The organism is Epilithonimonas sp. JDS, from assembly GCF_021261315.1.
Lineage (GTDB): Bacteria > Bacteroidota > Bacteroidia > Flavobacteriales > Weeksellaceae > Epilithonimonas.
Genome location: NZ_JAJSAX010000003.1, coordinates 265,494 through 279,029, shown reverse-complemented (window position 1 = coordinate 279,029; position 13,536 = coordinate 265,494). Strand labels below are relative to the sequence as shown.

10 protein-coding genes are annotated in these 13,536 nt (G+C 39.1%); all 10 read left to right on the top strand.

The features are described from left to right. The first annotated feature begins 234 nt into the window (after positions 1–234). Positions 235–3,012: a glycosyl hydrolase gene (locus tag LUD75_RS11625; RefSeq protein ID WP_232705840.1), complete on the top strand. Its 2,778-nt coding sequence runs from the start codon at positions 235–237 to the stop codon at positions 3,010–3,012. 9 nt (positions 3,013–3,021) lie between these two features. Continuing rightward, positions 3,022–3,825 carry a hypothetical protein gene (locus LUD75_RS11620; RefSeq protein WP_232705839.1) on the top strand — a complete coding sequence of 268 codons (804 nt, stop codon included), beginning with the start codon at positions 3,022–3,024 and terminating at the stop codon, positions 3,823–3,825. Between the two features lie 390 nt (positions 3,826–4,215). Then, positions 4,216–6,096, top strand: a complete 1,881-nt coding sequence (locus tag LUD75_RS11615; protein ID WP_232705838.1) for a rhamnogalacturonan lyase — start codon at positions 4,216–4,218, stop codon at positions 6,094–6,096. A gap of 7 nt (positions 6,097–6,103) precedes the next feature. Next, a complete protein-coding gene (locus LUD75_RS11610; RefSeq protein WP_232705837.1) occupies positions 6,104–6,880 on the top strand; it encodes a rhamnogalacturonan acetylesterase in 777 nt (258 codons plus the stop codon). A 12-nt stretch (positions 6,881–6,892) separates the two neighbouring features. Further along, positions 6,893–8,053 (top strand): glycoside hydrolase family 88 protein, encoded by a 1,161-nt coding sequence (locus LUD75_RS11605; protein ID WP_232705836.1) that lies wholly within the window; start codon positions 6,893–6,895, stop codon positions 8,051–8,053. A 31-nt stretch (positions 8,054–8,084) separates the two neighbouring features. Next, the gene (locus tag LUD75_RS11600) at positions 8,085–9,857 is read left to right on the top strand and encodes a hypothetical protein (protein ID WP_232705835.1); all 1,773 of its coding nucleotides are present in this window, start codon (positions 8,085–8,087) and stop codon (positions 9,855–9,857) included. A gap of 236 nt (positions 9,858–10,093) precedes the next feature. Then, positions 10,094–11,182: an L-rhamnose/proton symporter RhaT gene (gene rhaT / locus LUD75_RS11595; protein ID WP_232705834.1), complete on the top strand. Its 1,089-nt coding sequence runs from the start codon at positions 10,094–10,096 to the stop codon at positions 11,180–11,182. Next, positions 11,182–11,499 carry an L-rhamnose mutarotase gene (gene rhaM / locus LUD75_RS11590; RefSeq protein ID WP_317207320.1) on the top strand — a complete coding sequence of 106 codons (318 nt, stop codon included), beginning with the start codon at positions 11,182–11,184 and terminating at the stop codon, positions 11,497–11,499. Before rhaT ends, rhaM begins: the two co-directional genes overlap by 1 nt. Positions 11,500–11,511: 12 nt before the next feature. Continuing rightward, positions 11,512–12,339: an SDR family oxidoreductase gene (locus LUD75_RS11585; protein ID WP_232705833.1), complete on the top strand. Its 828-nt coding sequence runs from the start codon at positions 11,512–11,514 to the stop codon at positions 12,337–12,339. Between the two features lie 16 nt (positions 12,340–12,355). Next, positions 12,356–13,531 (top strand): mannonate dehydratase, encoded by a 1,176-nt coding sequence (uxuA, locus tag LUD75_RS11580; RefSeq protein ID WP_232705832.1) that lies wholly within the window; start codon positions 12,356–12,358, stop codon positions 13,529–13,531. Positions 13,532–13,536 lie beyond the last annotated feature (5 nt).

The window sequence follows — 13,536 nt, the reverse complement described above, 5'->3', positions numbered from 1 at the left end:
TTTAGATGAAATTGGTAGTCCTGAAAGGACATCATCAAAAGCATTGGGTGAAGCCCAATGATAAAGTGAAGAAATTGCAAACAAGCCCTGAAAGGGCGAAATCAGAAACGTATCAAAAAAAATCTTTGATTTTTTAAAACTTGTGTGTTCTTCTAAAATGCCGAATCACTCACTAAAAATAACTAATGTGTCCAAAATATTTTGTGACTTTTATGGTTAATTAAACAGTTAAAAATGAAAATTAAAAATATAGTCAGTCTCAGTCTCCTCTGTTTTGCCTTCGGAAATCTCTCCGCACAAAACCCGTGGCCCAAAACAACCGAGACCGCAAAACCTTGGACCCGATGGTGGTGGATGGGAAATGCCGTCGACGAAAAAGGATTGGATAAACAACTCACTACTTTAAATAAAGCAGGTTTCGGAGGCGTGGAAATCGTGCCGATTTATGGCGCAAAAGGGTTCGAAAAACAATACCTCACTTACCTTTCTCCGGAGTGGATGAAAATGCTCCAGTTCACAACCAACAAAGCAAAAAGCCTGAATATGGGCGTCGATATGTCAGTCGGAACAGGCTGGCCAATCGGCGGACCGCAAGTTGACGAACAGGATGCGGCGACAAAAATGATTGTTCAGACCTATACGATTTTATCGGGTGAAAAATTTTCAGATAAAATCGTTCTGAAAGATGAGAAACAGAAGACTTTAAAAACGGTAAAACTCGATATTGTCACGGCTTACAATGAAAAAAATGAAGCTGTAGTTTTAACGGATAAAATTAATGCTGACGGAACTTTAAACTGGAAACCAGGTTTAGGAAAGTGGACGGTTTACGCAGTTTTTGTGGGTAAGACTTTACAAAAAGTAAAACGTGCGGCGCCAGGTGGCGAAGGTTACACTTTAGACCACTTTTCGCCGGACGCAACCAAGGATTATCTGAAAACTTTTGACAAAGCTTTTGGAAATTCCAACTACGGAATCAGGTCTTTTTTCAATGACAGTTATGAGGTTTATAATGCCGACTGGACGCCGGATTTTTTAAATGAATTCAAAAAGAGAAGAGGCTATGATTTAAGTCCGTTCATCAAATATCTCGTAAGCAACGAGGAAAATGAAATTGCAGGAAGGGTAAAATCTGATTACAGAGAAACTCTGAATGAATTGATTTTAAACAATTTCACCAAAGATTTCACCAACTGGGCGCATTCCAAAAACTCAAAAAATACCAATCAGGCACACGGTTCGCCGGGAAATTTGTTGGATTTATATGCAGCAGTCGATATTCCTGAATCTGAAACTTTTGGAAGTTCGATTTTTGAAATTCCAGGGTTGAAAAGAGATACTGCGGATATTCAGAAATCAGATATGCCGGATTTTAATATGTTAAAATTTGCTTCTTCGGCAGCGAATGTGACTGGCAAAAAATTAACTTCCAACGAAACTTTTACCTGGCTGACAGAGCATTTCAAAACCTCTTGGTCACAGGCAAAACCGGAAGTAGAGCAGGTGTTTTTATCGGGAATCAATCACGTTTTTTATCACGGTACGACTTACACTCCGGCAGATGTGAAGTTTCCGGGATGGTTGTTTTATGCGTCGGTAAATTTCATTCCTGAAAACAGTTTGTGGCCACATCTGAAAGGATTAAATTCCTACATCGAACGCACGCAATCTGTTTTGCAAAACGGAAAATCGGATAACGAATTGTTGATATACTGGCCGGTTTACGACCAATGGGCGAGTCCGAAAGGGAAAGATGTGACATTCAAAGTTCATAACATTGAAAAATGGTTGGTGCCGACTCCGATGTATGAAAATATGAATAAGCTCAGTAAAATGGGGTATTCTCTCGATATGATTTCGGATAAAATGATTGGCGAATCAAAGTCGGAAAATCAGAAAATTCAGGTTTCAAAGGAAGGCTCGGCTTATCAGGTTTTAATTATTCCTGAACTGACGTATCTGCCGGAATCTACTTTAAAAAACATAATAGATTTAGCTCAAAACGGAGCATCAATTATCTTTCAAAACGAACCAAAAGATATTCCCGGAAACTTTGAAGTGGAAAAAAGAAGAACGCAGTTAAAATCTTTGTGGAATCAGATTCCGTTTCAAAATCAAACTGGAAATGTGAAATTTGCTAACGTCGGTAAAGGAAAAATTGTGTTGAGTTCTGATGTTGCAAAAGCTTTGGAATATTTAAAAATTGAAAGAGAAAAGCTGACCGATACAGGATTGAAATTCGTCAGAAGACAGTTCGACGGCGGAAAATATTATTACATCGTCAACCATACTTCAAAGGAAATCAATCAAAATATTCCGTTGAATTTTGTTGGAAAACAAGTGACATTGATGAATCCTGAAAATGGAGATTATGGACTTGCAAAGACTCAGAATAATTCAGTAAAAGTTCAGTTGAAATCAGGAGAATCCTTAATTATAAAAAATACCGAAGATATTTATACCTCGATTCCCAATTGGTATTACGCTGAAAAAACAGAAGCGCCGATTCTTTTAAACCAACCTTGGCAACTCACTTTCAAAGAAGGCGGTCCTGAACTTCCGAAGACCAAAACTTTAGACAAACTTCAGCCTTGGACCTACTTCACAGAAGATGCTTCAACCCAAAGTTTTTCCGGAACCGGAGTGTACACGACAACTTTAAAATTAAAAAAGAAAAACGGCGACGATTATCTTCTAAAATTCGATAAACTCTATGAAAGTGCAAAAGTGATTGTCAACGGTCAGGATGCCGGAATAGTCTGGAGTCTGCCTTTTGAAATCAACATCGGAAAATATCTGAAGAAAGGAAAAAATACAATCCAAATCGAAGTCTGCAACCTGATGGCGAACCGAATCCGTGATATGGACCAGAAGAAAATCCAGTGGAGAAATTACCACGAAATCAATTTTGTGAATATTAACTATAAGCCGTTTGACGCATCCAACTGGAAAGTTCAGCCTTCCGGTCTGGACGGCGAAATTCAATTAATTCCAATTCATTATTCAAAATAAAAATTAATTATGACTAAAAATATCATAAAAACATTCGCATTAGGAACTTTGCTGACCTTCAGTTTTTCCAATGCCCAGCAGAAACCGAAAATCGTTTTAGACAACTTTTTCAACAACGAAAAAAAGGAAAATAAAGAAACTAAAGTTCTGGAGTCGTGGCATTACACGTGGAACGACACCAGCAACGGCGGGTTTTCTTTGCTGGGAGAAATCTTTACAAAGCAGGGTGCAGAAATCAGTACTTTGAAGACCGCTCCGTCCAAAAAAGATTTGAAAAACGCCAATATTTACATCATCGTCGATGCCGATATTGACAAAGAAGCATATGGCGGAAAGGCTAATCTGATTGACCCGACCAGCATCAAAAACCTGATAGATTGGGTGAAAAAAGGAGGCGTTTTGGTACTGATGAGCAACGATACTGGCAACTCAGAATTCGAACATTTCAATAAACTGGCTGGCGAATTTGGAATTCATTTTAACGATGACAGCTACAACCGCGTGCAGAAAAGAGAATTTGAACAGGGAAAAGTGATGGTTCCGGCAGGTAATGAAATTTTCTCCGAACAAAAATTATATATGAAAGAAGTGGCGACGGTTTCCGTGAAAAGTCCAGCGAAAGAATTGCTTTCTGCGGAAGGCAAAAACATCGCAGCCATCGCAAAAATAGGCAAAGGAACTGTTTTCGCGCTAGGCGACCCGTGGTGCTACAACGAGTATATCGACGGCAAAAAACTTCCTGCAGATTTCACCAATTATCAGGGAACTGAAGAGTGGGTGAAATGGTTGTTGAAACAGACTTCTAAGAAATAATTTTTGTGAAGTGCAATCGGTTGAAAATTGTTTGAGAAGATTTATTTGGGCAGCTATTTCCGCCTTCCGCTCCCAATCTTTTTTGCAAGACGATTTTCAGTTTAAATAGAACTTGCAGCTAAGCAAAAAAGGATTTCCGCTCAAGTCGGGCTGCACGAAATCGAGAAACGAGATTCATTGAATCAAAGTAAAAATAGAAACTAGGAGATAGATTCACGGTTTTAAAATGTTTTTAAATTTTAAAAGCCCTGAAGGAGCAACATCAAAAGCATTGGGTAAAGCCCAATGACAGATTAAAGGAAGATTTCACACAGCCCTGAAAGGGCGAAATCAATTAAATGAACCTTTGGAAAACGGCAACCATTAGCCAAAACTTATAAAATCAGAATTATGAATGTAAAATTCAAATTTATTTTAGGTGCAATTCTTTTTTCAGAACTCCTGTCAGCACAACGACAAATGGAATATTTGAAACGTGGAATCGTTGCCATACCTTCAGATTCAGGCGTTTTTGTGAGTTGGCGTTTGCGCGGCACAGAAGCTCAGGACACCCATTTTGATTTGTACAGAACTGAAAATAATTCAACCAAGAAGCTGAACGAAAAACCACTTTCAAGCGAAACCAATTTTTTAGATAAAACAGCAGACAAAGCAAAAAACTACACCTATTTCGTCAAATCAAATACACAGGATAAATCAGTTGATATTGATTCTGCAAACTATGTAGCCAACCAAAAACCTTATTTTTCAATTCCTCTAAAAACGCCACCAGATTATACTCCAAACGACGCTTCAGTAGCCGATTTGGACGGCGATGGCGAATATGAAATAATCCTTCATCAGACAGGAAGGTCAAAAGACAACAGCCAGAAAGGAGAAACCGACCCGCCAATTATTCAGGCTTATAAAATGGACGGAAAGCTTTTGTGGGAAATCAACTTAGGGAAAAACATTAGAGAAGGTGCGCATTACACGCAATTTTTGGTCTACGACTTAGACCAGGACGGAAAAGCTGAAATTTTAATGAAAACCGCCGACGGAAGCAGAGACGGAAAAGGGAAATTCATTGGTGACCCGACAAAAAATTACGTCAACGAAAACGGAATGATTCTTTCCGGTCCGGAATTTTTGACGGTTTTTGACGGGCAAACGGGAGCGGAAATTAATACTGTAAATTATGAAGTTCCACGGTTTGCTGGTAGTTTAAATCCAACCGACGAAGAAATGACCGAAACCTGGGGCGACGCGAAAGGAAACCGACTAGACCGATTTTTGGGAGCTGTTGCTTATCTGGATGGCAAAACGCCGAGTGTGATTATGTCGAGAGGTTATTACACAAGAACCGCAATTGCAGCCTGGGATTATAAAAATAAAAAACTCAGTCTCAGATGGCTTTTTGATACAGAAAGCTCAGAAGAAAATAAACAATATCGAGGTCAAGGAAACCATAATTTAACGGTTGCCGATGTTGATAATGATGGAAAAGACGAAATCGTTTACGGCGCAATGACCGTTGATGACAATGGAAAAGTCCTGAATAGTACAGGTTACGGCCACGGTGATGCTTTACACGTTGGCGATCTCGATCCTTCGAATCCGGGACTGGAAATTTTTGATATTCAGGAGAGGTTTGATGATGCGGGAGCACATTTCAGAGATGGAAAAACCGGAAAAGTTTTATGGAAATTACCGTCCACAGTGTATAGTGAAGCAGGAAAATTTCAGGGACCGGGACGGGGTTTATCTTTAAATGTCGACCCTCGTCACGAAGGTTCGGAATCGTGGGCAGCCGGAGCTGGATTAAAGGGAGTTTACAACACGAAAGGAAAAAAAATCAGTAATAAAAATCCACCAGCGAATATGGGGATTTATTGGGACGGGGATTTTTTAAGTGAAATTTTAGACGGAACCAACGTATCAAAATGGGACTGGAAAAATGAAAAATCCAATCTGATCTTTGATGCTAAAAGTTTTCAATGCGAATCGAATAACGGAACCAAAAAAAATCCGGTATTGGTGGCTGATTTATTCGGAGACTGGCGTGAAGAGGTGATGTACAGAACGGCCGATAATCAGGAACTGAGAATTTTTTCTACAACAATTCCAACGAAACACAGGCTGTACACTTTGATGCATAATCCGCAATATAGATTAAGCATCGTTTGGCAGAATGTAGGATACAATCAGCCTCCGCACACAGATTATTATCTTGATGAATCAATTAAGGAAATCCCAAAACCAAATATTAAAACTTTAAATCCAAAAAAATAAAATCATAATGAAAACAAAATACATCATTCCAATTTTTGCTTTGTTCGTGTTTTTCGCCGTTTCATTTCAAAAAATTCAGGATAAACCCGTGCTTTACATCATTGGAGATTCTACCGTACAAAATGGCTCTGGTAAAGGCGCAGACTCACTTTGGGGCTGGGGAAATTTTATGAATCTTTTTTTAGACTCAAACAGAATTGAGATTCAAAATCACGCAAAAGGCGGAAGAAGCAGCAGAACTTTTGTAACCGACGGCCGATGGGATTCCATTATGAAAACCATTAAAAAAGGCGATTATGTTTTGATGCAATTCGGTCATAATGATGGCGGCGCATTGGATGATACTTTGAGAGCAAGAGGTACAATCAAAGGCATTGGAGATGAGTCAAAAGATATTTATAATCCCATTCGTAAGGTGAACGAAACTGTTTACACTTATGGTTATTATATGAGAAAATTTGCGAATGAGGCGAAATCCAAAGGGGCAATTCCTATCATCGTTTCACCAATTCCAAGAAATAAATTTGATGCTAAAGGTAAAATTGAAAAAGATCAATATGGTGGTTGGGCGCAGGAAGTTGCTCAGCAGACTGGCGCTTATTTTCTTGATTTAAATCAAATGGTCATCAAAGAATATCAAAAAATGGGAGCAGAAAAGGTAAAAGCTTTTTTCCCAAAAGACCATACACATACCAACGAAGCCGGCGCAGTTCTGAATGCTGAATTAGTGGCGAAAGGCATCAAGGATTTGAAAAAATGTGAACTCAAAAATTATTTAAAATAAAAAATAAATATTATGAAAAAACTGTTAACAGCGAGTTTTTTTGCGTTGATCATCGGAGGAATGACGTCGTGCTCAGTTAAACAAAAGACTTCTGCAAGTAAAGTAGAACTTCCCAAAAAGACAGAGGTTTTGGAGGTTTCTAGAAGAGCCAATCAGTATTTTATGAACAAATGGCCGGACACTGGGAAAAATATTGTCGGCAGAAAAGTATGGCCAAGCAATCTTTGGACACGCGCCGTTTATTATGAAGGATTAATGGCACTTTATTCGGTTGATCCAAAAAAAGAATATTACGACTACGCCATTTCTTGGGGGCAAAATCACAATTGGAATATGATGCGTGACACTTACACGCGAAATGCTGACAATCAGGCATGTGGACAGACTTACCTTGATCTTTACGAAATCGACGGCAGAAAAAATCCTGAGAGAATCAAATTTGTTAAAGCTTCCGTGGACAGTATGATGGCTACCAATAAAGTAGATGACTGGTGGTGGATAGATGCATTGCAAATGGGAATGCCGCTTTTTACAAAATTGGGGAAAATTACGGGTGAACAAAAATATTTTGACAGAAACTACGAAATGTATGCTTTCACAAAATACAAACACGGCGGAAATGGACTCTACAATCAGGCAGATAAAATCTGGTGGAGAGACAAAGATTTTGTGCCGCCTTACAAAGAACCAAATGGCGAAGATTGCTACTGGAGCCGTGGAAACGGTTGGGTAGTTGCTGCATTGGCTCGTACGTTACAAGATACGCCAAAATCCGATCCTCATTATAACGAATATCTGCAGGATTACAAAGATTTGTTGGCAGCATTGCTACCGATTCAAAGAGAAGATGGTTTTTGGAATGTGAGTTTACACGATCCAACCAATTTTGGAGGTAAGGAAACCACAGGAACGGCACTTTTCGTGTACGGAATGGCATACGGCGTGAATAACGGCTTGATCGACAGAGAAACTTACCTTCCGGTTTTGGTTAAAGCCTGGAATGCTATCGTAAAAGATTCAGTTCAGCCCAATGGATTTTTAGGATGGGTACAGGGAACTGGAAAAGAGCCAAAAGACGGACAGCCGCTTTCCGTAAGCAAAGAACCGGATTTTGAAGATTATGGTTTAGGTTGCTTGCTGCTTGCAGGAAGCGAGGTTTATAAATTGAAATAAAAGGTCATCACAATTCAAAAATAACTGCCCAATGAAAATAAAAATAAATTTAAAACGAAAAAATTTCCATCCATCAGATTTGAAAGTTTTAAAGAAGATATTTCTTTCGGCAGCTATTTTTTTATTTAATATTTTTCATTCGCAGCAGTCGGGGAATGCTACCATTATCATTCCTGCCTCAGATTTTTTGGATGAAATTCCGAAAGGCAATTATGTGACTACGGCTGCCGAGCAAAAACAGGATTGGCTGTTCAATAACACCGGCATCATCCTCAATTCTGCAACCAACATTATGACAAAAATAAATGCTCCGGAAGCAGGAGATTACCATTTGTTTGTCCGGAGTATTGGGAATGGAAAAAGTTCTTTCAAAGTAGCCGTCAATGATAAAGTGACGGATGTTTTCTTTGGTAAAAATAATTTGGCTTGGGAAAATGGAGGCGTTTTCAAACTGAAAAAAGGTTTGAATGATGTCAAAATTACCAGAATTACCAAAGGTGCTGTTTTTGATGTTCTGGCGTTGACCAAAAGCACTTCTCTTACAGAAAAAGAGATCTATCCAAAGCAATTAACGGATGATGTGAAATTGCTGAAAGAATATCAAATTCCGGAATCCAATGCTGTAAAATTTGGTGATGTTGACGGCGATGGTAAAACCGATTTTCTCGTGTTGGAAAGAGATTTTTCTGCTCACGTTTTTAACAATGAAGGTAAAGAACTCTGGCAATGGAAAGCACCGGAAGAATATGCAAAGCAGCGTTCGGAATTTGAAGCGCCCGGCGTCATTTGGGACTTCGACCACGACGGGAAAAGTGAAATTGCACATTGGCGCCTGATAGACGGCAAAGAATGGCTCGTAATTGCGGATGGCGAAACAGGTCAGATTAAAAACAAAACCGAATGGCCTACACAACCGCTGCCACACGATTATAATAATTTCAGATTAGCCATTGGTAAATTCAGCAAGTCTGATCCCAATGATATTGCCGTGTTTACAGATATGGGAAACACGATTAATGTGAATATTTATGACAGCCATTTAAAGCAAATTTGGCAGCACACCGAAAAGAGAAAAAAAGACAACCTCGGTCACTACATTTATCCGATTGATTTAAATAAAGATGGAATCGATGAAGTATTGGTTGGTTCGCTTCTTTTGGATTCGAAAGGGAAAATCATCTGGAACAAGTTTGATCTGATTCCGGATAACCACGATCACGCAGACAGCTACAAGTTTGCAGATATGAACGGCGATGGTAATTTAGACATTGTAACGGCAAACAGTGAAGCGGGTGTTTATATTTCTGATGGGATGACGGGAAAAATCATCTGGCAAAATGTGGCGGAACACAGCCAGCAAATACAGGTCGGACATTTTTTGAAAAAAGATCCAGGCTTGCAGGTTGTGGTTGGTGGCAGAACTTATGGCAATCGTCAGTTGGGAGAGCCGTATTTATCAAGTCAGTTGTATTGGTTCAATCAGTCTGGAGATTTTCTTTTTAAATGGCCGGGAAATCCAATCAACGGAAATCCAGATTTCGTAAAAGGTGCCTGGAATGGGAAAGACGAGCAGCTTTTTTGGTATAAATTTAAAATGGAAAATGACGGAAAAGGTAAACTCTTCTTCCCAGATCCTGTTTTTCACATGTTCGATTTTATGGGCAAAGGTGCAGAGGAAGTCATCACGCTTAGCGGAAACAGTCTGCGGATTTGGGGCAGTAAAAAGGCTGTTTATTCAAACAAGGACAGAAAAAAAGATCTGATGTATCTGAAAAATACAGTGGTGAATCATACACATTATTAAGAATCTTTAGAAAATATTCAAACAGAAAATCAGGGCAATAGTTCTGATTTTCTGTTTTATATAATACGTACAGCCGCTTTTTATTCTTGATATTATAAAAAGAAATGGTTATCTTAAAGATTGATTTGATAGGTTCCAAAAATGCCAATATCTTTGAGTTTCTGCTGTGCATGACACTACAAGATGCCCAGTCGATCTCATATCAGTAATTTTAAAATTCAAGCAATACTATATTTATGAATGCACTATTAGGAGTTTTTTTCCATTTCTTAGGCGGATTTTCTTCGGGAAGTTTTTATTTACCTTATAAAAAAGTCAAAGGCTGGTCTTGGGAAACCTATTGGCTGATTGGCGGCGTATTCTCGTGGATCATCGTTCCACCACTGGCTGCCTATCTTACAATCCCGAATTTCTGGGATATTATTCAAAATGCAAGTTCAGCTATTTTAGGACTGACGTTTTTGTTCGGAGCGCTTTGGGGAATTGGCGGTTTTACTTATGGTTTAGGCGTTCGTTATTTAGGCGTTGCGCTTGGAAGCAGCATTATTTTGGGACTTTGTATGGTTTTCGGATCATTGGTACCTTCAATTTTTTATGAATTTTCCCCGCAATCAGGGAAAGATAATATTGGTCTGATGCTTTCAGAATCCTGGGGACAGTTTGTCTTACTTGGACTTTTCGTTTGCGTCATCGGAATTATCATCAGCGGAAAAGCTGGAATGATGAAGGAAAAAGAACTTCAGACCGATTCAATAGATCCGCACGGAACTCAAGTGAAAACAGAATATAAATTTGGATTGGGATTAATTGTTTCCATCATTTCAGGTGTTTTGAGTGCCTGTTTCAATTTCGGACTGGAAGCTGGTAAACCAATGGCAAACATCGCCAATGAAGCCTGGAAATTAGCAAATCCCGGCGATGGTGAATTTCTTTTTCAAAACAATGTGACGTATGTTGTTGTCCTTTGGGGCGGAATGGCTGTCAACCTGATTGGCTGTCTTTATCTGGCATTTAAAAATAAATCTTACACAGATTACACCAAGAAAAATGTACCTGTTGCAAAGAATATCATTTTCTGTGCACTTGCCGGGACAATGTGGTTTTTACAGTTTTTCTTCTACGGAATGGGAGAAAGCAAAATGGGTAACGGACCAAGTTCGTGGATTCTGCATATGGCATTTATCATTTTCATTGCCAATCTTTGGGGCATCATTATCAAAGAATGGAAAGGTGTTTCAAAGAAAACAATTACCACAATTGCACTTGGAATGATTGTGATTTTTATTTCTATTTTGATTGTCGGTTACGGTAATTCATTAAGATAATGATGACAAGGAAAGCTTTCAAAATGTTCCTCAACCAAGGTTCAGAAGCTGAATATAAAAAACGCCACGACGAAATCTGGCCGGAACTCAAAGATCTTTTGAAGGATTCTGGCGTAGCCGATTATTCTATCTTTTTAGATGAAGAAACAGGCGTTTTGTTTGGTGTATTGGATTGTCATGATGAAATTAATTATCAAAATTTACCACTTCATCCAATTATGCAGAAATGGTGGGATTGTATGAAAGATCTGATGCAGACGAACGAAGATAATTCTCCGGTAAGCATTGCTCTGCCAGAAGTTTTTTACTTAAAATAAATATTTGAACTTATGAATGTTGATTTTAATAATGAAGTTGTAGTTATTACTGGAGGCGCCGGAGTTTTAGGTGCTGGTTTCAGCAGAACGTTTGCAAAACATGGAGCTAAAGTCGTGATTTTAGGTAGAGATGAAGCCAAAGCACAAAAATTAGCGGATCAAATTACAGCAGATGGCGGCACGGCAATTGGTTTAAGAGCCGATGTAACCAATCTGGATTCTCTCAAAGAAGCGCATAATTTAATTAATGAAAAATTCGGAAAAACAGATATTTTAGTGAATGCGGCTGGAGGAAATCATCCCGACAGCGTCACTTCCCACGAGGTTTTTGATGTTGAAAAATCTGTTGACAAAGACTTTTTTTCATTAACCGGAGAATCCATCCGATTTGTCATGGATCTCAATTTTATGGGAACACTTTTACCGATTCAGGTTTTTGCGAAAGATATGATTGGCAGAAAAGATTGTTCTATTATTAATATCTCTTCGGTGGCAGCGTTTCATCCGTTGACCAAAATTCCCGCATACAGCGCGGCAAAAGCAGCAATTGCAAGTTTTACACAATGGCTGGCAGTTTATTTTGCTAAAGAGAAAATCCGTGTGAATGCCATTGCGCCGGGATTTTTCCTGACTGAGCAAAATCGTTTTTTACTGACGAAAGAAGACGGCAGCCTAACCGAAAGAGGCGAGAAAGTACTTCGAAATACACCGATGGGAAGATTTGGAAATCCAGAAGATCTGCACAGCACTTTGCTATGGCTTTCTCATTCGGATGCAGCTTTTATTACAGGTATAACGGTTCCGGTGGACGGTGGATTTACGGCTTATGGCGTTGTTTGATCATACAAAATTAGGGATGACGCAAACCTGGAGATGGTTTGGCCCGAACGATCCGGTTTCACTTTCTTACATCAAAATGGCGGGAGCAACAGGAATCGTGACAGCATTACATCATATTCCGAACGGAGAAATCTGGAGTGTGGATGAAATTCTGACCAGAAAAAAAATCATCGAGGAGAACGGATTGATTTGGGAAGTCGTAGAAAGCGTTCCCGTTCACGAAGACATTAAAAAAAGAAAAGGTAATTATCAAATTTACATAGAAAATTATCAACAGTCTATTCGAAATTTGGCTCAATGTGGTATCAAAACCATTTGTTACAATTTTATGCCTATTTTGGATTGGACGAGAACTGATTTGGAATTCCAACTTCCCGACGGCAGCAAAGCACTTCGTTTTGACAAGCTGGAATTTGCAGTTTTTGAATTGTTTATTTTAAAACGTAAAAACGCAGAAAACGATTACAGTTCAGAGCAGCTAAACAAAGCAAAAGCCTTGTTCGGACAAATGTCTGACACTTACAAAACCCAACTTTCAAACAACATCATTGCAGGACTTCCAGGCGCTGAAGAAGGTTATCAATTGGATAAATTCAACGATTTGATTGATGAATATTCGGAAATTGGAGAACAGGGATTGCGGGAAAATTTAAAATTATTTTTAAAAGAAATCATTCCAATAGCAGCAGAAAATGAAGTGTTAATGGCCATTCATCCCGATGATCCGCCGTTTCCGATTTTAGGTTTGCCAAGAATAGTCAGTACAGAATCTGACGCCCTGGAAATCCTTCAGACAGTCGATTCTTATTATAATGGGTTGTGTTTCTGCACAGGTTCTTTCGGTGTACGGCCAGATAATGATTTGGCAGGAATGATTGAAAGATTGGGCGATAAAATTAATTTCATCCATCTAAGATCTACAAAAAGAGACGACGATGGAAACTTCTTCGAAGCCGACCATCTTGACGGCGATGTCGATATGTACAGAGTCGTAAAAGCCTTATTGAACGAACAGAAAAAAAGACTTCTATCAGGAAGAACGGATTACCATTTACCAATGCGACCCGATCACGGACACCAGATGCTGGATGATCTGGCGAAAAAATCAAATCCCGGTTACAGTGCGATCGGCAGACTTCGTGGTCTGGCAGAACTTCGCGGTCTCGAATTGGGAATCCGGAACAGCTTTTAATTAAA

Bases quoted from the DNA above. Each gene is read 5' to 3' on its own strand.
- LUD75_RS11625 (WP_232705840.1), top strand. From the start codon at position 235: ATGAAAATTAAAAATATAGTCAGTCTCAGTCTCCTCTGTTTTGCCTTC.
- LUD75_RS11620 (WP_232705839.1), top strand. From the start codon at position 3,022: ATGACTAAAAATATCATAAAAACATTCGCATTAGGAACTTTGCTGACC.
- LUD75_RS11615 (WP_232705838.1), top strand. From the start codon at position 4,216: ATGAATGTAAAATTCAAATTTATTTTAGGTGCAATTCTTTTTTCAGAA.
- LUD75_RS11610 (WP_232705837.1), top strand. From the start codon at position 6,104: ATGAAAACAAAATACATCATTCCAATTTTTGCTTTGTTCGTGTTTTTC.
- LUD75_RS11605 (WP_232705836.1), top strand. From the start codon at position 6,893: ATGAAAAAACTGTTAACAGCGAGTTTTTTTGCGTTGATCATCGGAGGA.
- LUD75_RS11600 (WP_232705835.1), top strand. From the start codon at position 8,085: ATGAAAATAAAAATAAATTTAAAACGAAAAAATTTCCATCCATCAGAT.
- rhaT (WP_232705834.1), top strand. From the start codon at position 10,094: ATGAATGCACTATTAGGAGTTTTTTTCCATTTCTTAGGCGGATTTTCT.
- rhaM (WP_317207320.1), top strand. From the start codon at position 11,182: ATGATGACAAGGAAAGCTTTCAAAATGTTCCTCAACCAAGGTTCAGAA.
- LUD75_RS11585 (WP_232705833.1), top strand. From the start codon at position 11,512: ATGAATGTTGATTTTAATAATGAAGTTGTAGTTATTACTGGAGGCGCC.
- uxuA (WP_232705832.1), top strand. From the start codon at position 12,356: ATGACGCAAACCTGGAGATGGTTTGGCCCGAACGATCCGGTTTCACTT.